Origin of the sequence: Pedobacter hartonius, assembly GCF_900107535.1 — a bacterium.
GTDB classification, from domain to species: Bacteria; Bacteroidota; Bacteroidia; order Sphingobacteriales; family Sphingobacteriaceae; genus Pedobacter; species Pedobacter hartonius.
Genome location: NZ_FNRA01000001.1, coordinates 324,249 through 345,300, shown reverse-complemented (window position 1 = coordinate 345,300; position 21,052 = coordinate 324,249). Strand labels below are relative to the sequence as shown.

The following is a 21,052-nucleotide window of genomic DNA, read 5'->3' as shown; positions in this document are numbered from 1 at the left end:
CAAATTAATATTGCTTTGCAAAAAAAAAATTAAAGCATGAAGGCGTAAGGGTATTTCGCTTTTTGCGTGTCTTAAAACTATTTTGCAGTATATATTAATTTTGAACATAATCCACATTCATGATAAAAACGCTCTATACTTGTCTATTCGTCTTTTTTTGCCTGTTTTCATCGGCTTTTGCCCAACAAAAATTTACCATCAGCGGAACGGTCAGGGATGCTGCAACCGGGGAAACCCTGATTGGCGCCACCATTAAAATACAGGGAGCGGCGCGATCTTTTGGTACCTCAAGTAACGCCTACGGCTTTTATTCGCTTTCAGGTACCAGTGCTGAGTACAACCTCGTGGTAAGTTATACCGGTTACCAGCCATTTACGAAAAAGATTTCCCTTACTGCAGCGACAAAGCTGAATATTGAACTTGGTACAGACAAGGCAGCGTTACAGGAAGTTGTGATCACTTCCAGCAGCCGTAAAAATGAGAATATCAGCAGTCCACAGATGGGGCTGGACAAACTCGATATGAAGTCCCTGGATAACTTACCCGTATTATTCGGCGAGAAGGATGTTTTGAAAACCATCCAGCTACTGCCCGGGGTGAAATCCGGAGGGGAGGGAAATACCGGGTTTTTTGTACGGGGTGGTGCAGCTGATCAGAACCTGATCCTGCTGGACGAGGCTACGGTATATAATTCGTCACACCTGTTGGGCTTTTTCTCTACATTTAACGGGGATGCTATCAAGGATGTGAGTCTCTATAAAGGAGGTATGCCGGCTCAATATGGCGGGCGGTTGTCCTCTGTTCTCGATGTAAAAATGCAGGACGGCAATAATAAAGAATTTGGTGTTGAAGGTGGAATAGGACTGATTGCCTCCCGCATAAAAGTAGAAGGCCCGATCGTAAAAGACAGGGGCTCATTTATGATCAGCGCCAGAAGAACTTATATTGACCTGTTGTTAAAGGCATCATCGGATTCTTCGTTAAATAGCAATACACTAAATTTTTATGATATCAATGCCAAGGCAAACTATAAGTTTGATGATAAGAATACGCTGTTTGTATCTGGTTATTTTGGCCAGGACAACATCGGGATCAAAGATCTTTTTGCCAATGACTGGGGCAATACGACTGCAACTGTACGTTTAAACCATGTTTTTAATGATAAGTTATTTTCAAATACCTCTTTCATCTTCAATAAATACCATTACGCGATTGAATTACTTGATGCCGATAACAATGCACGGGTGACCTCTCTCATCAGGGATTTTAACCTGAAAGAAGACCTGCAGTATTACAGCAACAAACATGTGATCCGGTTTGGGGTTCAGGCTACACACCACCGGATTGCGCCATCAGATATCACTACCTCGGGCAATTCCAGCTTCAATCCTCTCGCAGTGGAGAACAGATACGGATTAGAGCTTGCAGGGTATTTATCAGACGAATGGAAGCTGACCGATAAGTTAAATATATTGTATGGCGTTAGGTTAAGCTCTTTCTCTCTGCTGGGCCCGGGTACGTTTAACACGTATGACAGTGAGGCTGAGGTTGCATCATCGTCAACCAGCGGAAGCGGAAAGTTTGTGAAGACCTATATCTATCCGGAGCCGCGTTTTTCGGCCAGTTACAGTCTGAACGAGGAGAACGCTGTAAAAGCGTCCTATAACCGTAACACACAGAATATTCATATCCTGACCAATGCCAATACAGGTTCACCTACAGACCAGTATGTGATGAGCAGCAACAATATTAAGCCCGAACTGGCAGATCAGGTTGCCGTTGGGTATTTCAGGAACAGTAAGGATAATTCATTCGAGATATCAGGAGAGATCTATTACAAATGGCTGCAGAACCAGATCGACTATAGGGACGGGGCAGAGCTGACCGCCAATGCGAATGTGGAATCTGAATTGTTATATGGTACAGGCCGTGCTTATGGCCTTGAGCTGTACGCGAAAAAGACAAAAGGCAAACTAACGGGATGGATAAGTTATACTTTGTCAAAAACCGAACGCAAATTTGATGGAATCAATCATGGCAGTTATTTCCCTGCAAGGCAGGACAGGACGCATGACCTGTCTTTGGTAGGTATTTATAACTTCAGCCCGCGGTGGACTTTTTCGGCCAATTATATCTACAGCACTGGAAATGCGGTGACCTATCCGGCAGGGAAATATAACGTAGGCGGACTGACTACCTATTATTATACTGACCGCAATGCCAATCGGATGCCTTATACGGCCAGACTGGATGTCAGCGCAACGCTTAAAGCGAAGGAAACCAAAAAGTACCAGTCCAGCTGGAGCTTCGGTTTATACAATGCACTTAACCGTAAAAATCCATATTCGATACAGTTCAGGGATAAAAAGAATGATCCTACCCAAACTGAAGCTGTACAAACAAGTCTGTTCGGCATCATCCCGTCTGTAACCTATAACTTTAAATTTTAAAAGCCATGCTAAAATATAAATACATACTATACAGCGTCTTTTCTATTGGCACACTGCTGAGTTTCGCATCCTGCGAGAAAGTGATTGATGTAAAGCTGAATACTTCCGCCAGTCAGGTGGTGATCGAAGGCGCGATTACCGATCAGGCCGGTCAGCAAACCATAACAATCAGCGAGTCCGTACCCTATACCAGCAGTAACGAATATCCGCCGGTAACAGGCGCGCAGGTACTGGTAACGGATGACAATAACCATTCATGGACTTTTACCGAAACCAAACCGGGAACATATACCTTCGCTTCCCTAAAGGCTGAAGCAGGGCATAAATATACGATGAAGGTAGTTGCCAGGAACACTACCTACAGCGCCACTTCTACCATGCCGTCGCTTGTGAAAATGGATTCCCTGAGTATAAAGATCATTACCTTTGGCGGGGATGATATCAAGACCGTAGAAACGCATTTTAAAGACCCCGCAGATCAGGTAAACCAGTACCGCTGGGTACTGAAGGTGAATGGCGTGCAAATTAAAACAGTATATGCAGACAATGACCGGCTGACCAATGGAAATGAGGTTACAAACACGCTTTTCTATGATGATGATGACAATGAGAAGCTTAAAACAGGCGATGTGGCGGAAGTTGAAATGCAGTGTATCGACAAAGGTGTATTCACCTACTGGTTTACCCTGAGCCAGCAGACGCAAAACGGGCCGGGTGGTGGTGTTACTCCTGGAAATCCACCTTCAAACATTGACAATGGGGCATTAGGGTACTTCAGTGTGCATACCACTGAAAAAAAATTGATAACGATCAACTGATCACATCAACCAGTCTATATATAGATATCTCTATACATAGACTGGTTCTTTTAATCCTACAGGTCATACTCTTTTTTGATCACCGACATGATCAGTTCTTTCACCGTGATCCCCCGTTGCGCTCCCAATATCTTCAATGCCTTTAATGAGCTTTTTTTAAGTCTTAACGGATAAGTAACCGTTTCTTCTTCTTCGGATTGCGGAGCTTGTTTTGTTACCTTTGTATTTACTTCTTTCAACGGAGAGTTGAACAGCGCAGATACCCCGCTTAAATTTTTATTGTTGTCCTCGATATCGCCCAAGTTTTTCTTTGCCATGCTCTTATATTTTAACTAAAATTTCATCTACCAGATTTGAATAATCTATTGCACCATTTGATGCAGGTGCATATTCAAAAACATCTATTCCTTTTAACTGTGCTTCTACAAGTGCTACGTTGATTCTTACAGAAGTATCGAATAGCTTATCATTGAAATATTTTTTGATACTGCCGGTGATCTGTTCAGTGATCACCCTTCTTGGGTTGATCTTAGTGATAAATACACCGCCTATTGTAAGACTCTCATTATAATGTGTCCTCACATCAGAAATGATCGATACCAAACGGTCTATCCCCCTGTATGCAAAATATTCAGCCTCTAGCGGAATCATCACTGTGTCTGCTGCTACCAGCGCATTTACGGTAAGCATTCCCAAAGCTGGTGCACAATCAATCAGTACATAATCATATTTTCCTGCCAGCGGTTTCAATAATCTTTTTAGAATGGTTTCTCTTCCCAGCCTTGAAACGAGTTCAATCTCTGCCCCTAATAAATCTAATGAGGAAGGGACGATGTCCAGATATTCCGAGATGGATACAACAGGAAGAGGCGTATCATTCTTGATGCTGTCATAAATTGACATCTCTACATCCCTGAGCCCTAAGCCTTCTGTTAAGTTGGACTGAGGATCGATATCAACCAACAAAGTTTTTTTCTTTAAACGCGCTAATCCGGCACCAATATTCAGGGCAGAAGTTGTTTTTCCCGTGCCGCCTTTATGGTTTATAACAGCTATAGTCTTCATATCAATATATCTTTATACAAGGGCGCAATGATACAAAGATATTTCAATATCATCATGTATTTTTTTACTGATTGCAGCCGAATATCCGCGTAAATTAGCTATAGAGGTCATTATGAAGCCTTTTGGCTCTTGTTCTTTTCCTCTATCCACATTGACATGTACCTGGTGCTGTTCAGTGTATGGTATTGCAGGATCTGGCCGATGAAGTTGCGGTTGCGGTGTAGGGTTAAGTCCGCAGCAAGGGCCTTGATTGCTTCGAGGAATGAAGGGCCGAATGTTGCTTTTCCATAACGTTTGTTGATGATCTGTATACCGTTTTGCTGCGCCTGTAACCAATAGCTTTTATCCTGGTATAATTTCAGGGCCTGATCACTGAAAGCTTCAGGATCATCTGTTATGGCTCCGTTCCAGTCAAGATCACCTCTCATTGCTTCAGCACCGGTTGTGCTGGTGACAGCAGGCGTACCTGCCTGCATGGCATCAATCAGTTTTCCTTTTACGCCGGCACCAAATTGTATGGGTGCAAGCAATACTTTATGCGCTGATACTGCTTCACGCGCGTCTTTCGCACGACCCTGAACCAGAAAGTTCTCTTTAGGGTTATGAAGCTGCATTACCTTTTGTGAAGGGTATGCACCATAGATATGAAGGATTGCGGCAGGCAGTCTTTTTCTTAATACCGGCCAAATCTCAGTTTTTAATACCTGAAGTGTGTTCCAATTTGGCTCATGCAGATAGTTTCCGATAAATACGAATCCTTCCCGTTCATCAAATCCTTTCCACCTGCGGGTATTTTTTTCCGTTAGTTCATCTTCCAAAAAAGGAAGGTAATAAATTAATGACCGCTCTACATGAAATTGTTCCTGCAAAATATTCATTTCAGTCTCTGAAATGAGCAGAGAAAGATCACACCGCAAAATAGAGGCGATCTCCCTTTTGGCCATATCAGTGAACAGGTTAAGTGGTTTTGAGGTTTTAAAGGCTTCCTGCCGGGCATAACGGAGACAATGAAGGTCTTCGGTGTCCAGCATTCGCATAGCATCCGGGCATTCCTGCTGCACCCTCCATCCGTATTGCTCTTCCATTACAAAGCGGTCGAAAAGCACAATGCCGGGCTGGATATCCTTTAAAAATATATTGAAGCTATTGTCATTTAACCTGATTTCCTGCTCCGTAACAGCTATCTCCTGCAGTGCATAACTGAACTCGCTTTTTGATGCCGCAGAGGCAAAGAATACTTTGTAAGACGCGGAGAGAAACAAATTGATGAGCTGAAGTATCCTTGTCCCCGCTGCCGATGAGAGGGGTTCCGGCCATACCAGCCCAATGATCAGTACACTTTTTTTATCCATTCTTTAAATTTATGCAAAATAGATCTTTTTCATACACAATTCTCAAAGCACCTGTCGTTATTACCGAAACCAGGCTATTATTGCTAGTTTTGTAAGACTTATTCAAAAACCGATGCTTGGATTAAAATTACTGACAGACCCCCGCTGGGCCAATATTGCAGAGTCAAATCTGGAAGAAATCCTGACCGACCATGCATGGTGCGAGCAGAAGGCGGCAACCAATGCGATTACGCTGATCACCCAAAACTCTGAACATATGGACCTGGTGGAAGAATTAACAGCAATTGCGATTGAGGAGATGCAGCATTTTCAAATGGTTGTTGATATCATTAAAAAGCGTGGATACACCTTAGGGCGTGAGCGTAAAGATGATTATGTGGGCCGTCTGGTTAAATTTAACCGCAGGGACGGCAGCAGGAATTCGGCTTTTATCGACCGTCTGCTTTTTGCCGCAATGATAGAAGCAAGAAGCTGCGAACGTTTCCGGGTTCTTTCGCAAAATATCAAAGATGCCGAACTGGCAAAGTTTTATCATGACCTGATGATATCTGAAGCAGGACATTATACCACGTTCTTAAATTTTGCGCGTAAATACACTGTTGACATTGACGTGGACAAAAGATGGAAGGAATGGCTTGACTTTGAAGGCGAGCTTATTCAGGGCTTTGGCAAGGGGGAGGCGATTCATGGTTAGTCTTTAATAAAATTTTCATTGTAGACTGCTTTTTTTCCTGAATAGAGCGTCACATGTTTGATGGTACCGATGCCTTCAATGGCATAACGAAGACCCACAATTTCACCAATGGTATAGGATACAGTGCTGTCAACAGCCAATTTGCCATTGATCAGCACATGGAGCCTTGAGCCTGAAACCTGAACTGTCACGTCCTGAAAATCCGGAAAATTACATCCTAAAGCACTGAGGTCTTCTTCCCTGCCACTGATCAGTTGATCCCCGGTCAACATTTCAAGATTGGCCTCGCATCCTTTCACCGATAGCGGAACAATGATTGCGCCTCCTTTGCCCAATACCGTAATTTTGACGTTCCTGCAGATCGATTCCTCTGCGGTAGAAGTATTGGCAAGTGTTGTTTCCAGACGGAAATTATCTCCTTTTGTATCTCCAAAAGGGCGTACGTTCGCAAATTCCGTCCAGGTACCATTCAAAACGGAAGTTCCTGTCTTTTTTAGAATGGTAACGGCGTCAATTCCGAGGCCTCTGCCTGTCCGGGTTTCTCCGCTGGAAAGATATGCCGGCATCGGTTTCCTTCTGATCATGGCTTTCCAGCCTTTGGTTTGAATAAAAACCGCTGTTTCTTTTTGAATTTTTCCATTTACGATGAGTTTCGCAACAAAATAACCCGGATAATAATAAATAGAGGCATGTTTATTCCTGTTTGCGCTTACGTCTTCCTGCCTGGTGCTGTCCCAGGATTGCTGTATCATCACATGACCGGTAGGAAGCCCTGAAATGCTGTAATTAAAGATCACTGAATTGGGCAGGTCATCCGAGGTTTTATGAGCTTCAAAGCTGGTTGCGGGAGGTGGTGAAGACTGTGTTGTCCTGTGTTTTAGGAACAGCATACCTATTCCTGTGATGATCACAACCAGGCCGGTCAGCAGTATCATTTTTTTTTGTGAACTTCCATGGCACAGTTGATCTGAGGCTTTGCTGCGGTATAGCCGGATTATTCTCAGCGGGAGTGGCCGGAATGCTTTTTTCAGGGGATATGGCATGCTGAACGGTAAAGCTGCGCCAGTTTTCATATCCGGCGTAACGGGCAAGTATATTCAGCGTGCTTTTCGCTGGGGCATGATCATAGCTGACTTTGCCCCAGATCCGTTTTAGGGTAGACACACTTAAACGTTCCCCCGTTTTTTCCAGGATCCTGGAACTTAGCTTTTCAAATGCCTGGTTATCCCATTCATCCCTGTCCCTGATCCCAAACTCTGTTTCTACCAGCAGTCGGTAGTGGTCTATAGAAGTCTCTGGCTGCATAAAATAGAAGTTTGTTGCGAATTGAACACACTTGAACCAAATTGAACTTGTGCAGATGTAAAGAAAAGAAACAAATTTGTTCAAATGATCTATTTATTTAAAAAATCGTGGCTATGAAATTTTTTCTATTCCTGATGTTTGGATTTGCTCTGAATCTCCACGCCCAGACCTTGGTTCCATTTGATGACCAGCACTGGCTGATCAACGCCAGGGAGGCTATCCGGGATACGCTGGCCGGTAAAAATTGTATCAGGTTAAATAACGGTACGATGTTGTTAAAGGATACTTCCTTCCTGAATGGAACGATTGACTTTGATATTGCCCTTAGTGCTTCGAGGTACTTCCCCGGGATCGGGTTCCGTATGAAGGATGCGGCAAACGGAGAAGTATATTATGTTCGTCCGCACCAAAGCGGCAATCCTGATGCGATGCAGTATTATCCTGAATTCAATGGCTCAGGAGGCTGGCAGCTGTATTATGGCCAGGGATTTAACCAGGCCCGCGTTTTACCGGTCCGCCGATGGATCCATATCCAGATGCTGGTTAAGGGAAATCAGGCCGAAGTTTACATTGACGGGGAGCAGGAGCCTGCATTGTTTATCAGTTCCCTTAAGAGAACTCCATCTGCCGGAGCTATAGGCCTGCTGAATGAAGATCCTGTGGCGGCCTGGTATGCGAACTTCTCTTATCAAAAGACGGATAACGTACAGTTCCGCACTGTGGCGCCACCTGTTGCCGGGTTAGCAAAAGGTATGATCACCAGCTGGCTGATCTCATCACCGTTCGATGAGAAACGGATCAGCGGTAAATACCATTTGAATACAAGTGATTTCTCAGGGCTTTCCTGGAAAAATCTTCAGGCCGATGAGCGCGGTATTGCTGATCTGTCGCAGCTGGCAGGTGCTGTGGCGGGTAAGAATACGGTGATCGCCAAATTGGAAATCCATTCAGATAAAGCGCAGCTCAAACGGCTGAGTTTAGGTTTTTCTGACCGTATGAAAGTCTTTTTTAATCAACAGCTCATCTATAGTGCTGAAGATGATTTTCTATCCCGCGACTATCGTTTTTTAGGTACGATCGGGTTGTATGACGCGGTTTACCTTCCATTAAAAAAAGGAAGCAATGAAGTATGGATTGCTGTGTCAGAAGATATTGGAGGCTGGGGCCTCATGGCGAAGCTGGATGATACATCCGGTGCTACTGAACCTTGAATGGCTCAGCCCTTCCCGGGCTAAAGGCTCATCGTCAACAATTACACAACAGAGCATGTTATCATTATTCATATGGAGGCCATTTGTATTAATGGTGAATACTGAAGTATGGAAAGGCTGAGGCTGAGTTTTACTTCAAAAAGAGCAGTGCTCCTATGGATATTTAGCTCATAAGCCGACGGATAGATCAGGTCGAGCCTTCTTTTTACATTGTTTAAGCCGATGCCACCGTAGTTGAGCACCTCATTGGCTGTATGTCCGGAAGTACTGTTAGCAATAAAAAGGGTCAATTGCTGCTATTCCTGTTCCAGTTTGATAGTGATCCAGCTGGCCTTGCCCGTATGTACCGATACGTGTTTAAATGCATTTTCGACAAACGTCATCAATATAAAAGAAGCGATGCCCAGCTGATCGGCATATTGCTCCTGCAGGCTGATGTCAGTTTTAACAAGCGTATGGTGCCTCAGCTTTTCCAGTTCAATAAAATTTACCAGGTAGGAAAGCTCCTTACGGAGAGGGATCTGCTGATCATTACATTCATAAAGCTGATGGCGCAGCAACTCAGAGAATTTGGCCAGTGAGGCGGATGCCATGTCTGGATTTTTGTGGATCAGGAAAAAAATGGAGTTGATACTGTTGAACAGAAAATGTGGGTTAAACTGGTATTTCAGGAACTTCAGTTCTGTTTCCAGTTTCTCTTTTTCCAGCACTTGCTGTCTTCTTTCGGTTTGCAGCCAGTTGCTTGTGAGCTTCAGCTCGTTAACCTATTACAGTTACATTGGAACGCTTACCCGGGATGCATTTGATACCAGGGCCAGTCTCAAATATCAAGGTGAAACGAGCAAGTTCCCCGTAATCAGGCTTTCTTATTCCAAAACCTTTGGTTCGGCTGGACCTAAAGATCCGAGAAGGTCAGATACCGGCGCAAGAGACGAGCGGCAGCGAATAGGGAAATGATGTATTAAAATAAACAGCGCTTCTGACCGTTATCTAAGAATTTATGGGATATATAAATCATGTTGAGACATATGTCACATTTATTTTGCATTCATATAATAATTTTGAGACGAATTCTATGGAATTATTAAATTGTATGGATTGAGCCTTGACTATTTCTAAGAATAAAATTTTTTATAATGCCAGTTTTGTAGATTATAAATAGTGGTGTACGCCTGTATTTACGTTTAATTATGTGTTTTTGCCATTTATTGAGTGATTTATATTATTTGTACTCTATCATCTTCTGGCTATGCCAAAAAATTGATACGAATGCCAACAGATATATATCGATCCTTAATGATTTAACTCACCTAATTCAGTCACGAATGAAGAAAATTTTACTAATTTTTCTTGCGCTGAGCCTATGTACACCCGGTGGTGTTTTTGCACAAAACAAGAAGATCGGGGGCAGGGTAACCTCCTCGGATAATGGTATGCCGCTTCCGGGCGTATCAGTCAAAGTTTCCGGTTCAAGAAATGGAGTTCAGACAGATTCTGACGGATCTTTTACCTTAAATCTTCTGGGCAGACAATATACAATTGTATTCTCGTTCATCGGGTATTTGCCGCAGACTATCACTATTGGCAGTAACAGTACGTATAACGTAAAGCTGGTCTCTGATCAGAAACAACTGAACGATGTTGTTGTAATTGGCTATGGTAGCGAGTCGAAAAGAACTATAACCGGGGCAATCTCCAGGGTAAAAGCTGCTGAAATCCAGGGCCGTCCTGTAACTGGCCTGGATCAGGCATTACAGGGGCTGGTAGCGGGTGTCCAGGTGACATCGGCCTCAGGGACTCCTGGCGGTGCTGTTACAGTGCGGGTCCGTGGAGTATCAACAATTAATGCCGATTCACAGCCCCTGTACGTGATTGATGGAACGCCTATCCAGACGGGCAGTAATTCACAAATTGGTTTTGGTAACGGCCAGACGAATGCGCTGAACGACATCAATCCTAATGACATCGAATCGATCGACGTATTAAAAGACGCTGCTGCTGCTGCGATCTATGGGTCACGTGCCTCAAACGGCGTAGTGATTGTAACTACCAGGAGAGGAAAGTCCGGCAAAACCAGTATTGACCTGGATTATTACACAGGTATTCAAAAAGCCACCGCAAGAATTGATGCGTTAACGGGTCCCCAGTACGTGCAGTTGTATCAGGATGCCGTTCAAAACCGTTATGCAGCATCGATTGGCACACCTGCTTATCCTACCGTAGCTTCTTATATTTCGGCTGCGCTGAACAGACCTTTGCTGGCTAACGATCCAGGTACTTATCCTACTACCAACTGGCAGGACCAGGTATTCCGCAACGCCCCGATCAGTAATTATAACTTATCAATTAATGGTGGAACTGAGAAAACCAGGTTCAATATCACGAGTGGTTACTTTGATCAGGATGGTATATTAAAAGGGTCTGATTATAACCGTTTCAATATGCGCCTAAACCTGGACCACACGATTAACGATAAGTTTAAGATTGGTACAAGCACCAGTTTTAACCGCAGCACCTCAAGCCGTATCAATAATGACAATAACATCTATGGAGTACTGAGCTCCGCGATACTGCTCAGTCCTGCCATCAATGCGTACAATGCAGATGGTACCTATGGACGTGATGTTTACAGTTCCGTTGAAAATCCTATTGCTGCTTACAAAGAGCCCCTGAATTTGACTACTGCAGAACGTTTATTGTCTAATATTTACGGTGAATACAAGCTGTTACCTTCGCTGACGTTTAAAACAAATTTTGCTGCTGATGATCAAATCTATCATGAGCGCAGATTTGTTCCGTCTACTTTAAATGCAGGCGCCGCACCAACCAATGGTTCAGGAATTGAAGCATATTATTCTGATCTTAATTTATTAAATGAAAATATATTGACCTTCAATAAAAGTTATGGCGATCACTCGTTTAGTATCCTTGGCGGGCAGTCCTGGCAGAAGGATAACAACGAAACGTTATTTGCGTCCGGTACAAATTTTCCGGGTAATGATATCAGGAGGTTATCTGCTGCTGCCGTAAAAACTGATGCCTCATCTGCAGGTTCGAGCTCAACACTGGTAAGCTTCTTTGGAAGAGCGAACTACAGCTACAAAAATCGTTATATTTTCTCTGCAACCTTACGTAGTGATGGTTCTTCAAGATTTGCTGACGGACACCGTTACGGATATTTTCCTGCCATTTCCGGTGCATGGTTGATCAGCGATGAAGCCTTTATGAAAAACATCAGCTGGGTATCAACTTTGAAATTGCGCAGCAGCTGGGGTAAAACAGGTAATAATTTCGTTAATGATTTTGCCTCAAGAACATTAATAAGCGCATATAATACAACTGCGGGCCAGGGAATTTCTTATGCGGGAGTCGCCGGCCTTTATCCATCTCAGCTGGGAGACCCGAACCTGACATGGGAAAAAACCACGTCAACAGACATTGCCGTTGATTTTGGTTTCCTGAAAGACAGGATCACTCTGAGTGCTGATGTATATTACAGAAAAACCAATGATCTGTTGGCGCCTCTGCCACTGGCCGGTTCAACAGGCTTTACAACCTATACTACCAATGCGGGCTCGATGTATAACAAGGGACTGGAACTGGACCTGCAAACTATCAATATTAAAAGCACCGATTTTAGCTGGACAACCAATTTTAATATCTCATTCAACAGAAATAAAATATTGTCGCTTGCCAATAACAACGCGCCCTATGCATCAGGATTTGGCAGCTGGGTGCAGGTTGGTGATCCTATCGGAGCTTTCCGCGGGTATAAGGTTTCCGGGATATTCCAGAATCAGGCTGAGATCGATCAGTTGAATACTGTGGCCAGAACGAAGACAGGGAATGCCACTGCGCTTTACCAGGTGCAGGCAACTGCCCCGGGCGATATCAGGTTCGAAGATTTGAATGGTGACGGTGTCATCACTTCTGAAGATCAGACAATACTTGGATCGGCACAACCGAAGTTTGTGGGTGGTCTCAGCAATAGTTTCAAATACAAAATGTTTGATCTCTCAATGTTATGGCAGTTCAGCTATGGCAACAAAGTACTGAACTGGGCCCGTTCATTTGCTGAAGGGATGAATGCGATCTACGGACAATTTGCTACAACTTTAGATCGCTGGACACCAACACATACGGATACTGAGATGCCAAGAGCAGTATTGGGCGATCCTAATACAAACAACCGTGTTTCAGACAGGTTTATTGAAAACGGATCGTACCTCCGCATGAAAAACCTGAGCCTTGGATTTAGCCTGCCTGATAATATGGCCACTAAGTTACATGTGAGGAAATTAAGAATATTTGCTGCTGCGCAAAACCTGGCCACGGTTACAAAATATAAAGGTTTTGATCCGGAGGTAAGTACATTTAACAGTACCCCGGCATCCGCAGGTACAGACTTTTTAACAGCTCCCCAGGCTAAGACTTTCACCTTTGGTGTAAACATTGGATTTTAATTTTAGAAAATGAAGAAATTACTATATCTACTGCTACCGGTATTACTATTCGGGACTTCCTGCAAAAAAACACTTGATCAGCAGCCTCAGGCAGCATTGGATGCGGGAACCGCATTTACTACAAGACAGGGAATAGAAGCTGGCATCATCGGTGCGTATGATGGCTTACAGCAAACCGGATACATGACGTTGAGTTATTTGATATTTCCTGATCTGTATGCTGATAATTTAACCTGGACAGGTACATTTCCTACCTGGTCCCAGGTATTCAATAAAACTATCCAGGCGGATAATACCGATATCAATACGATCTGGAACCATATCTACGGAACGATCAACAGGGCAAATAATATTATCGCGGCCGCGCCTGCTATTTCTGACCCGGCCTTCCTGAAGGACAGTGCAATAGGTGAGTGCAAAACCATCAGGGCAGTGGCCTATTTTGACCTGATCAGGATGTTTGGCGGAGGGCCGGCTGGCTACAATCAGACTGATGGTCTTGGAGTTCCTTTAAGATTGGTCCCAACAATAGGAACTGAAACGGCAAATGCGAAGATTCCAAGAGCTTCAGAAGCTGAGGTATTTACCCAGATCCTGGCAGATCTGGATGATGCTATTGCAAAGTTACCCAACACGATTTCTACCGGAAGAGTAAACAAAAATGTGGCCGCTGCTTTGAAAGCAAGGGTTCAGTTATACAGACAACAATGGATTGAAGCAGAAGCATTGGCAACAACAGTAATCGAGGGTACATCTCCAGCCTATGCACTGGTTCCCGGAGCTTCATATGGTACGATCTATACCGGTAAAAACTCAAGTGAATCCATTTGGGAACTTCAATATAACGCAACGGATGCCAACAATTTGGCTTTCTACTATTATCCAACCGGTTCGGGCGGAAGAAATGAGGTCTCATCATCCACTAATTTGCGTGATGCATTCGAAACCGGAGACCTGAGAAAAAATGTGAACTTCAGCACAACTCCGGCATCAAAACAACTCAAATATTCACAGGTGAACCCTGGTGTAGATAATGTGATGATGATGCGTTTATCCGAAGTATATTTAACCCGTGCGGAATCAAGGGCTATGCTGAACGATTTTTCAGGAGCCCTGGCCGACTTAAACGTGATCCGTTTACGGGCAGGACTGGTTGCTTCGGCAGCTGCCAGCCAGGCTGATCTGTTAACAGCCATCAGAAAGGAACGCAGACTGGAACTTGCTCATGAAGGGCAGCGTTTCTTCGACCTGCGCCGTTACAATACAACGGGTTTAACACAAACATTCCGTAATCTTTTCCCTATACCTCAATCTGAAGTGATCAACTCAGGCGGCAAAGTAGCGCAGAATCCCGGTTACTGATTTTAATATCCTGTACAATACAGGCTTCCCAACTGGTGAAGCCTTTGTATTTTTTTACACAAAACTGTAATTTGGCTGACATAACACTGATAGACGAAAGCGATATTTGAAAAAAATATCTGAATAAAAAACACTATGAAACTAATATTCATCTGCTTAACGTTGATCTCTCTTTCTTTTGGTGCAGCAGCCCAGGATCTTGGCGTTACCGTACCTAACGCAATCTTCTACAACAGGAATAATTCGCAGTTTTCTACCTACAACATCCCGACCGGAAAAAAAGCCTTCGTATTTTTCTTTGATGCCACATGTGGCCATTGCCAGAAAGTAGTTTCAGCATTCAATAAACGTTACAGGGAATTGGCAAATGTTAACATTTACCTGATTTCTCAGGATGAATACCGTTCTATAGACTATTTTACCAATACCTTTGCAAAACAACTTGCTGTACAAAAAAATGTGAAGGTACTGCAGGACCGTGATCATGTATTTATCATGTCTTTTCATCCTAAACAATACCCTGCAATGTTCCTGTATGGTGCCGACAAAAAACTGAAGTTTACCTCAAGTGATGAGAAGGATGTTGCGAAGATCTTTCAGCTGGTTAAATCTTAGTTTATTTTCAATTTTTTTGATAGTCATACCAGTGTATAGATATTGATTACGCTGAACAATTCTTTTTACAGGAATGTTAGTTCTGTATATATCATGAATTGAAATGGAAAATAGAGATCAACTGATCATGACTGCAAAAGCCATGGTAGCAGACAATAAAGGTTTAGTGGCCATAGACGAAAGTATAGCCACGCTCAACAAACGTTTTGAGGCGGCTGGTATTCCCCAGACCGAGGGTTACCGCAGAGCTTACCGTGAGGTGCTGATCACTACTCCCGGAATAGGTGAGTACATCAACGGAGCCATCCTGTTTGATGAAACTGTACATCAGCAGACCCTTTCAGGAATTCCATTTCTCGATGCGCTGAATAAAGCAGGAGTTATCCCGGGTATCAAACTGGATGAAGGAGTTGAAGACCTTCCTTTGTCTCCCGGTGAAAAGGTCACAAAAGGCCTGGATGACCTTGTTGAACGTTTGGCCGCGTATAGTAAATTGGGGCTGCGTTTTGCAAAATGGCGGGCGGTGATCCAGATTGATGGTCAGCTGCCTACAGCAGCCTGCATCGCAAGTAATGCACATGCACTGGCACGTTATGCTGCGGCTTGTCAGCAGGCAGGTATTGTGCCTGTAGTTGAACCTGAAGTGATCATGGATGGTGCACATCGTATTGAACGTTGCGCTGAAGTTACCGAATGGGCCTTGCGTGAATTATTTCAGCAGCTCCATCTGCTAAATGTAGAATTGAGAGGACTGATTTTAAAACCCAATATGGTTTTGCCGGGTAAAGATGTCAAAGAAAAAGCCAGTGCTGATGAGGTTGCCACGCTCACCGTTGAATGTTTGCTGAATGCCGTTCCGGCAGCTGTTGCAGGCATTGCTTTTCTTTCCGGCGGACAAGACCCTGAGTCTGCCTCTGCAAACCTGAATGCCATGAACCTGAAATATAAAACTGAATTGCCATGGCCTGTTACCTATTCCTTCTCCCGGGCTTTACATCAGCCTGCACTTGAAATATGGGCAGGAAAAGATGAAAATGTAAAAGCTGCACAGGCTTCATTCCTGGAGTTGGGAAAAGCAAACAAAGCGGCGGGAAAAGGGGAATTTATCAGTACCGATATTACGCTGTAATCGTAAAGTTTGCTCTGAAGACAGCAGCCAGCTCTGTTGGAATGAGCGGCTTCTTTAATAATTTTAGTACATAAGGATTAGCTTCTGCTTTACGAATATCTCCAAAATCCAGCGTAGATGAAAGCATTACAACCTGGCATCTGGTCCTCCATTCGTCAGGCAGGAGCTTATAACTATCCAGAAATTCGAAACCGTCCATCTCCGGCATTTGAATGTCCAGAAGAATAAGGTTTGGCAACTTATCCAGCTCCTTGGAATGGATCGTGAAATAACTGATCGCTTCTTCGGCTGACTGGCATTGAATAATCTCGTCAAATAATTTAGATATCTGAATGATTTTAGAGTTAATCTTCAGATCAATAATATTGTCATCAATAAGCATAACCTTAACAGGCCTTTCTATATTAATTAGCATTTGGAATTGTTATTTTGAATGTCGTACCTTGATTCAAAGACGATTTGACAGATATTTTTCCATTAATCTTGTTTAAAGCTTCCTTCACGATAAACAGACCGAGTCCGCTACCTTTATTGTTCTTGGTTTTAAAAAATTGGGTAAATATTTTTTCAAGATGTTCGTTTAGAATACCCAGTCCATTGTCCGTAATAGAGATTTCAGCAGAATAGAGATTGACATCAATATTGATGTCAACAATTTTATGAACCTCAGTGTCTTTCTGATATTTTATTGCATTGGAGATCAGGTTTCCAAGGATGACCTCCAGCCGGAATGCATCACCGATAAACGGGTGCGGCTGGTTGATATTGAGATTGAATTGTGTATCCCTGTCAGTATAGGAATACAGGTCGATAATTTCATCTACCAGTTTTTTAAAGTTGATATCCGATCTGTCTGAAAGATTTTTATTGTTTTTATAGTATTGCAGTGTTTTTTGAATATAGTAATCGAGTTTATTGGAACAGGACTCGATCAGTTCCCAGTATTCCCCGCTGGAATGGTAAAGGCCTTCCATTTTTACGAGGTTCACAATACCTATTACTGAAACGAGAGGGGCACGGAGTTCGTGGGAGATGCTATAGATAAACCTGTTTAGTTCGTCATTAGTTTTTTCCAGTTCCTTAACCTTATTCCGCAGATCGATCTTTGCGCGATAGGCATCATGTGCATTTTTAATGGAGTTATGCAGTTCAAGATCGTTCCATGGCTTGGTAATATACCGGTAAATGTCTCCGTGATTAATGGCATCGGCCAGTGCAGAGATGTCGGTATAACCTGTAAGCAGTATCCGTACCGGATCGGGATAAGTGTCTGAAATGCTCTTGAAAAATTCTACACCTGTTGTCAGCGGCATTTTTTGATCGGCAATAATGACTTCTACCTGCAGGTTCTCCAACACTTTTAGGCCTTCTGCGGCAGAATTTGCGGTGTAAATTTCATATTGTCTCCTAAAACTTGCTTTAAATGCGAGAAGATTGTTTTCTTCATCATCAATATATAAAACTTTAACAGGTGAGCGAGTCATATTATCAGTGTGTTTACAGGCAAGGTAATAATAAATTCTTTACCTTGATTTACTTTTATAACAACATAGGCTAGGCTTTTATGTTTTCAGGCGCGGGTATTGTATTCAAATAAATACGTTCAGAGGCATATCAGCTAAGTTATATTGAAATATTTTCTTTGATGGATATATTTTGAATCAATGGTTGATTTGATAGCACATTTTACTGATGTATATAAAAAATGACGGAGATATTAAAATAAAAAACTTCGATATGTACAGTGATTGCTAAAAATGCGTAATTTTGCTATTATTTTTATATTAATATTAGCTGGTTTAAAACGAACTGCTTTTTTAATTTTAGCAGCTGTTTTGGTCAATTGCAATTGTTCCTGTCAGTAATGGAGATCTCAGTGGCCATTAATAAATTAGATGGAAATTTTTTCTATAAAATGATTTATTGTAAATTATACAAATATGGCAGCAGATAAAATAACAATTCTTTATGTAGATGATGAAGAAAACAACTTATTTTCATTCAAAGCTACATTCCGAATCAAATACCAGGTACTGGTAGCCATCAGTGGCGAAGAGGCATTGAAGATTCTGGCAACAAAAAAGGTTCACGTGATTATTACCGATCAGCGCATGCCTGGAATGACCGGCGTTGACTTTCTGGAAAAGGTACTGGAAGAATATCCTGACCCGATGAGAATACTTCTGACGGGATATGCTGACATGAATGCGGTTGTTGATGCCGTAAACAAAGGAAAAATATTCCACTACCTGGCTAAGCCATGGAATGAGGAAGAACTGGACATGACCATTAACCGCGCTTACGAGAAGTATCTTGAAAGAGCACAGTTAAAAGAGATGAATGAGAAACTAGCCGGATCTAATGACCAGCTGGAATTCATGCTCAGACAAAGGCTCCTTTCCTGAGATATAGTTGATCCATTCCGTATACGTAGGCATGAATGCTCTAAATTGCCATTACTTTAAATATTATTGGCAGTTTTAAGGTAAACGTTGTCCCTTCTCCAGGGATACTGTTGAAGTGTATTTGCCCATTATGTTTCTTGATTGTATTATAGGCAATTGACATGCCTAATCCTGTCCCCTCTCCAACATCTTTGGTGGTAAAGAATGGTTCGAAGATCTTTTTTTGTGTTTTTTCATCCATTCCAATTCCGTTATCTTTTATCCTGATGTATACAAACTCTTCATCATAACTAGTGGTAATGACAATCTCTCCGCCTACCTCTTCTCCATAATGTTTATGTACAGCGTACACGCCGTTTGAGATAATATTCAGGAACACCTGGTTTAGTTTTCCCGCATAACACTCTATAGGAGGGATCTCGCCGTACTCTCTAACGATCTTTATGTTATTGTTAAGCAGATTGTTTGTAATCACTAAAGTGGAGTCCAGTCCTTCATTCAGGTCGGCGAGTTTTAAATCATCCTCATCCAGTCTGGAGAAGATTTTCAGTCCTTTTACGATCTCGGCAGTTCTGCCCGCACCTTCTTTAATTCCATTTAACAAGTCATTGATCTCGACAATCAGGTAGTCAAAATCCTGTTCTTCTTTATAGGCTGTGATCTGGTTTTGTTTCTCTGCAGGTGATGCGTCAGAAAGACCAATATTTTCGATGAAGGCGAAGGCGTCAAACATCATTTCAATATCCCTCTTTAAAGGCTTAACGTTTGCAGTAACAAAATTTATCGGATTGTTGATCTCATGTGCTATGCCGGCTGTCAGCTGACCCAGGGAAGCCATTTTTTCGGATTCTACCAATTGGGACTGTGCCTGCTTCAGGTCTTCAAGTGTTTTGCCCAGTTCCCTGTTAGACTCGCTCAATTCGAGGGTACGTTCTTTTACCTTCAATTCGAGCACTACATTTTGTTCACGGATGATCCTTTCATTTTCCTGCAACGCCCTTAAGGTCTCTTCCTGTGATCTTTCTTTCTCTGCTTTAAAAATGTTTATTTTATCAGCGAGTGCGAATGAGAGAAGAATTACTTCCAATGCCGAACCAAAAGTGATACTGTAATTGGTGAAAACATTGTATGACAATACATTATAGTCCTTAAGGATCCAGATGATAATTCCGGCGATCAGGGGCATCCACGCAATAAGAAAAAATTTAGCCGGCCTGTATCCTGTACCTGCAATAGTAATGGCAATGGTTAACATATAAAGTGACACAATACCCGCAAAAGCTTGGAGGATCTGATAGGAAATATAGAAATTTCCATTAAAAGTGAGCACCATGACAACCGCATATACGGCATATAAAATATAGGCGATTTTATCCAGTTTTGGAATAAACTTGGATGTTTGCAGGAACTTTCTTGTGAATTCCAATCCGCTGATATTCACCAGTGCAGTAAGGAAGAAGAAGGACCTGGTAGCTAAAAAGGTATTGTCTGGCCAAACGTAATGAAAGCAATATCCTTCTATGGTAGATTGTGCTATACCGACGATGAAGATGTAGATTACATAATATAAATAGATAGGATCTTTGACAGAGAAATATATAAACAGGTTGTAAAAGAACATTACCAGGATGATCCCGAAAAAGATTCCGAAGAAAATATTTTTAGTCAGATTACTGTCTTCCATATGTGTCCTGTCCCCGAGAAAAATAGGCATCTGCATTTCATGCGTGGATCTTATACGGACGTAATAAGTAACAGTAGAGTCTATAGGTATCTTCAGATTATAAATGAATTTATGGTAGTTGTTTGATCTCGAATTAAAGGGATACAGCTCCCCGCTTTGATTCAGCTTCCATTTTCCATTCTTATTGCGGTAGAACTTTATATCCAGCAAAAGAGACTGATCAAACTCAAGCATCAGATTGTCTGTCTTACTTAGATTATTGATCGTAATTTTTAGCCAGACAGGGATTTTCATTAATCCGAAATCAGGAACACTTGCTGTTGATCTGATGAAATCCTGTTGCCGCTGCAGATGCTGTAAAGTCTTTGTTCCTGATGAATCAATGTAGTATTCAATTTTATTTCCTATGCTGACAATACCCTTGCTGCCGTTATAAATAACTTGTGCCCGCGCATTCATAGTAATGAGCAGAATTAAAAATGATAGCAAAAATGTCTTA

19 protein-coding genes are annotated in these 21,052 nt (G+C 42.5%); 9 read left to right on the top strand and 10 right to left on the bottom strand.

Going from position 1 to position 21,052, the window contains the following annotated elements:
• Positions 1-119: 119 nt before the first annotated feature.
• Both BLW16_RS01565 and BLW16_RS01560 read left to right on the top strand, forming a co-directional pair.
• A complete protein-coding gene (locus BLW16_RS01565; protein ID WP_090554485.1) occupies positions 120-2,450 on the top strand; it encodes a TonB-dependent receptor in 2,331 nt (776 codons plus the stop codon).
• 5 nt (positions 2,451-2,455) lie between these two features.
• The gene (locus BLW16_RS01560) at positions 2,456-3,268 is read left to right on the top strand and encodes a DUF4249 domain-containing protein (RefSeq protein ID WP_090554484.1); all 813 of its coding nucleotides are present in this window, start codon (positions 2,456-2,458) and stop codon (positions 3,266-3,268) included.
• A gap of 56 nt (positions 3,269-3,324) precedes the next feature.
• Here BLW16_RS01560 and BLW16_RS01555 read toward each other — a convergent pair whose 3' ends face one another.
• The 3 genes from BLW16_RS01555 to BLW16_RS01545 all read right to left on the bottom strand — a co-directional run bounded on the left by BLW16_RS01555 (position 3,325) and on the right by BLW16_RS01545 (position 5,685).
• On the bottom strand, positions 3,325-3,585 hold the full coding sequence (locus BLW16_RS01555; protein ID WP_090554482.1) for a hypothetical protein: 261 nt from the start codon (positions 3,583-3,585) through the stop codon (positions 3,325-3,327).
• A gap of 4 nt (positions 3,586-3,589) precedes the next feature.
• Positions 3,590-4,333 (bottom strand): ParA family protein, encoded by a 744-nt coding sequence (locus BLW16_RS01550; protein ID WP_090554481.1) that lies wholly within the window; start codon positions 4,331-4,333, stop codon positions 3,590-3,592.
• Between the two features lie 110 nt (positions 4,334-4,443).
• Entirely contained in the window at positions 4,444-5,685 is a 1,242-nt protein-coding gene (locus BLW16_RS01545) for a glycosyltransferase (RefSeq protein WP_090554479.1), read from the bottom strand.
• A 112-nt stretch (positions 5,686-5,797) separates the two neighbouring features.
• On the opposite strand from BLW16_RS01545, the gene miaE reads away from it, so the two are divergent.
• Positions 5,798-6,379: a MiaE family protein gene (miaE, locus tag BLW16_RS01540; RefSeq protein WP_090554477.1), complete on the top strand. Its 582-nt coding sequence runs from the start codon at positions 5,798-5,800 to the stop codon at positions 6,377-6,379.
• Here miaE and BLW16_RS01535 read toward each other — a convergent pair.
• Together BLW16_RS01535 and BLW16_RS01530 are read right to left on the bottom strand one after the other, a co-directional pair.
• Positions 6,376-7,314 (bottom strand): hypothetical protein, encoded by a 939-nt coding sequence (locus BLW16_RS01535; RefSeq protein ID WP_139298235.1) that lies wholly within the window; start codon positions 7,312-7,314, stop codon positions 6,376-6,378. The two genes, miaE and BLW16_RS01535, sit on opposite strands and share 4 nt — an antisense overlap.
• A complete protein-coding gene (locus BLW16_RS01530) occupies positions 7,211-7,684 on the bottom strand; it encodes a hypothetical protein (protein ID WP_090554474.1) in 474 nt (157 codons plus the stop codon). The genes BLW16_RS01535 and BLW16_RS01530 overlap by 104 nt, the downstream gene beginning before the upstream one ends.
• A 113-nt stretch (positions 7,685-7,797) precedes the next feature.
• Between BLW16_RS01530 and BLW16_RS01525 the strand changes: the two genes are divergently transcribed.
• Entirely contained in the window at positions 7,798-8,895 is a 1,098-nt protein-coding gene (locus BLW16_RS01525; RefSeq protein WP_090554472.1) for a LamG domain-containing protein, read from the top strand.
• Positions 8,896-8,963: 68 nt separating this feature from the next.
• On the opposite strand, the gene BLW16_RS23430 is transcribed toward BLW16_RS01525, so the two are convergent.
• Complete coding sequence (locus BLW16_RS23430) at positions 8,964-9,185, bottom strand: hypothetical protein (RefSeq protein ID WP_217631492.1); 222 nt, start codon at positions 9,183-9,185, stop codon at positions 8,964-8,966.
• 6 nt (positions 9,186-9,191) lie between these two features.
• A complete protein-coding gene (locus BLW16_RS23425) occupies positions 9,192-9,605 on the bottom strand; it encodes a sensor histidine kinase (RefSeq protein WP_217631491.1) in 414 nt (137 codons plus the stop codon).
• 615 nt (positions 9,606-10,220) lie between these two features.
• Here BLW16_RS23425 and BLW16_RS01510 point away from each other — a divergent pair.
• The 4 genes from BLW16_RS01510 to BLW16_RS01495 all read left to right on the top strand — a co-directional run bounded on the left by BLW16_RS01510 (position 10,221) and on the right by BLW16_RS01495 (position 16,464).
• On the top strand, positions 10,221-13,358 hold the full coding sequence (locus BLW16_RS01510) for a SusC/RagA family TonB-linked outer membrane protein (RefSeq protein ID WP_175470452.1): 3,138 nt from the start codon (positions 10,221-10,223) through the stop codon (positions 13,356-13,358).
• A gap of 9 nt (positions 13,359-13,367) precedes the next feature.
• Positions 13,368-14,720: a RagB/SusD family nutrient uptake outer membrane protein gene (locus BLW16_RS01505; protein ID WP_090554467.1), complete on the top strand. Its 1,353-nt coding sequence runs from the start codon at positions 13,368-13,370 to the stop codon at positions 14,718-14,720.
• 135 nt (positions 14,721-14,855) lie between these two features.
• Complete coding sequence (locus BLW16_RS01500; protein ID WP_090554466.1) at positions 14,856-15,335, top strand: peroxiredoxin family protein; 480 nt, start codon at positions 14,856-14,858, stop codon at positions 15,333-15,335.
• A 103-nt stretch (positions 15,336-15,438) separates the two neighbouring features.
• Positions 15,439-16,464 (top strand): class I fructose-bisphosphate aldolase, encoded by a 1,026-nt coding sequence (locus tag BLW16_RS01495; RefSeq protein ID WP_090554464.1) that lies wholly within the window; start codon positions 15,439-15,441, stop codon positions 16,462-16,464.
• Here the strand turns inward: BLW16_RS01495 and BLW16_RS01490 are convergent.
• Together BLW16_RS01490 and BLW16_RS01485 are read right to left on the bottom strand one after the other, a co-directional pair.
• Positions 16,454-16,879 carry a response regulator gene (locus BLW16_RS01490; protein ID WP_090554462.1) on the bottom strand — a complete coding sequence of 142 codons (426 nt, stop codon included), beginning with the start codon at positions 16,877-16,879 and terminating at the stop codon, positions 16,454-16,456. The genes BLW16_RS01495 and BLW16_RS01490 overlap by 11 nt on opposite strands.
• Complete coding sequence (locus BLW16_RS01485; protein WP_090554460.1) at positions 16,869-17,948, bottom strand: hybrid sensor histidine kinase/response regulator; 1,080 nt, start codon at positions 17,946-17,948, stop codon at positions 16,869-16,871. Before BLW16_RS01485 ends, BLW16_RS01490 begins: the two co-directional genes overlap by 11 nt.
• A gap of 456 nt (positions 17,949-18,404) precedes the next feature.
• Between BLW16_RS01485 and BLW16_RS01480 the strand changes: the two genes are divergently transcribed.
• Positions 18,405-18,869 carry a response regulator gene (locus tag BLW16_RS01480; RefSeq protein ID WP_090554458.1) on the top strand — a complete coding sequence of 155 codons (465 nt, stop codon included), beginning with the start codon at positions 18,405-18,407 and terminating at the stop codon, positions 18,867-18,869.
• A 40-nt stretch (positions 18,870-18,909) separates the two neighbouring features.
• Here BLW16_RS01480 and BLW16_RS01475 read toward each other — a convergent pair whose 3' ends face one another.
• Positions 18,910-21,012 (bottom strand): sensor histidine kinase, encoded by a 2,103-nt coding sequence (locus BLW16_RS01475; RefSeq protein ID WP_245735099.1) that lies wholly within the window; start codon positions 21,010-21,012, stop codon positions 18,910-18,912.
• Positions 21,013-21,052: the final 40 nt, after the last annotated feature.

What these genes read in the sequence shown, in the direction of transcription:
- BLW16_RS01565 (WP_090554485.1), top strand. Translation starts at nt 120, where the DNA reads ATGATAAAAACGCTCTATACTTGTCTATTCGTCTTTTTTTGCCTGTTT.
- BLW16_RS01560 (WP_090554484.1), top strand. Translation starts at nt 2,456, where the DNA reads ATGCTAAAATATAAATACATACTATACAGCGTCTTTTCTATTGGCACA.
- BLW16_RS01555 (WP_090554482.1), bottom strand. Translation starts at nt 3,585, where the DNA reads ATGGCAAAGAAAAACTTGGGCGATATCGAGGACAACAATAAAAATTTA.
- BLW16_RS01550 (WP_090554481.1), bottom strand. Translation starts at nt 4,333, where the DNA reads ATGAAGACTATAGCTGTTATAAACCATAAAGGCGGCACGGGAAAAACA.
- BLW16_RS01545 (WP_090554479.1), bottom strand. Translation starts at nt 5,685, where the DNA reads ATGGATAAAAAAAGTGTACTGATCATTGGGCTGGTATGGCCGGAACCC.
- miaE (WP_090554477.1), top strand. Translation starts at nt 5,798, where the DNA reads ATGCTTGGATTAAAATTACTGACAGACCCCCGCTGGGCCAATATTGCA.
- BLW16_RS01535 (WP_139298235.1), bottom strand. Translation starts at nt 7,314, where the DNA reads ATGATACTGCTGACCGGCCTGGTTGTGATCATCACAGGAATAGGTATG.
- BLW16_RS01530 (WP_090554474.1), bottom strand. Translation starts at nt 7,684, where the DNA reads ATGCAGCCAGAGACTTCTATAGACCACTACCGACTGCTGGTAGAAACA.
- BLW16_RS01525 (WP_090554472.1), top strand. Translation starts at nt 7,798, where the DNA reads ATGAAATTTTTTCTATTCCTGATGTTTGGATTTGCTCTGAATCTCCAC.
- BLW16_RS01510 (WP_175470452.1), top strand. Translation starts at nt 10,221, where the DNA reads ATGAAGAAAATTTTACTAATTTTTCTTGCGCTGAGCCTATGTACACCC.
- BLW16_RS01505 (WP_090554467.1), top strand. Translation starts at nt 13,368, where the DNA reads ATGAAGAAATTACTATATCTACTGCTACCGGTATTACTATTCGGGACT.
- BLW16_RS01500 (WP_090554466.1), top strand. Translation starts at nt 14,856, where the DNA reads ATGAAACTAATATTCATCTGCTTAACGTTGATCTCTCTTTCTTTTGGT.
- BLW16_RS01495 (WP_090554464.1), top strand. Translation starts at nt 15,439, where the DNA reads ATGGAAAATAGAGATCAACTGATCATGACTGCAAAAGCCATGGTAGCA.
- BLW16_RS01490 (WP_090554462.1), bottom strand. Translation starts at nt 16,879, where the DNA reads ATGCTAATTAATATAGAAAGGCCTGTTAAGGTTATGCTTATTGATGAC.
- BLW16_RS01485 (WP_090554460.1), bottom strand. Translation starts at nt 17,948, where the DNA reads ATGACTCGCTCACCTGTTAAAGTTTTATATATTGATGATGAAGAAAAC.
- BLW16_RS01480 (WP_090554458.1), top strand. Translation starts at nt 18,405, where the DNA reads ATGGCAGCAGATAAAATAACAATTCTTTATGTAGATGATGAAGAAAAC.
- BLW16_RS01475 (WP_245735099.1), bottom strand. Translation starts at nt 21,012, where the DNA reads ATGAATGCGCGGGCACAAGTTATTTATAACGGCAGCAAGGGTATTGTC.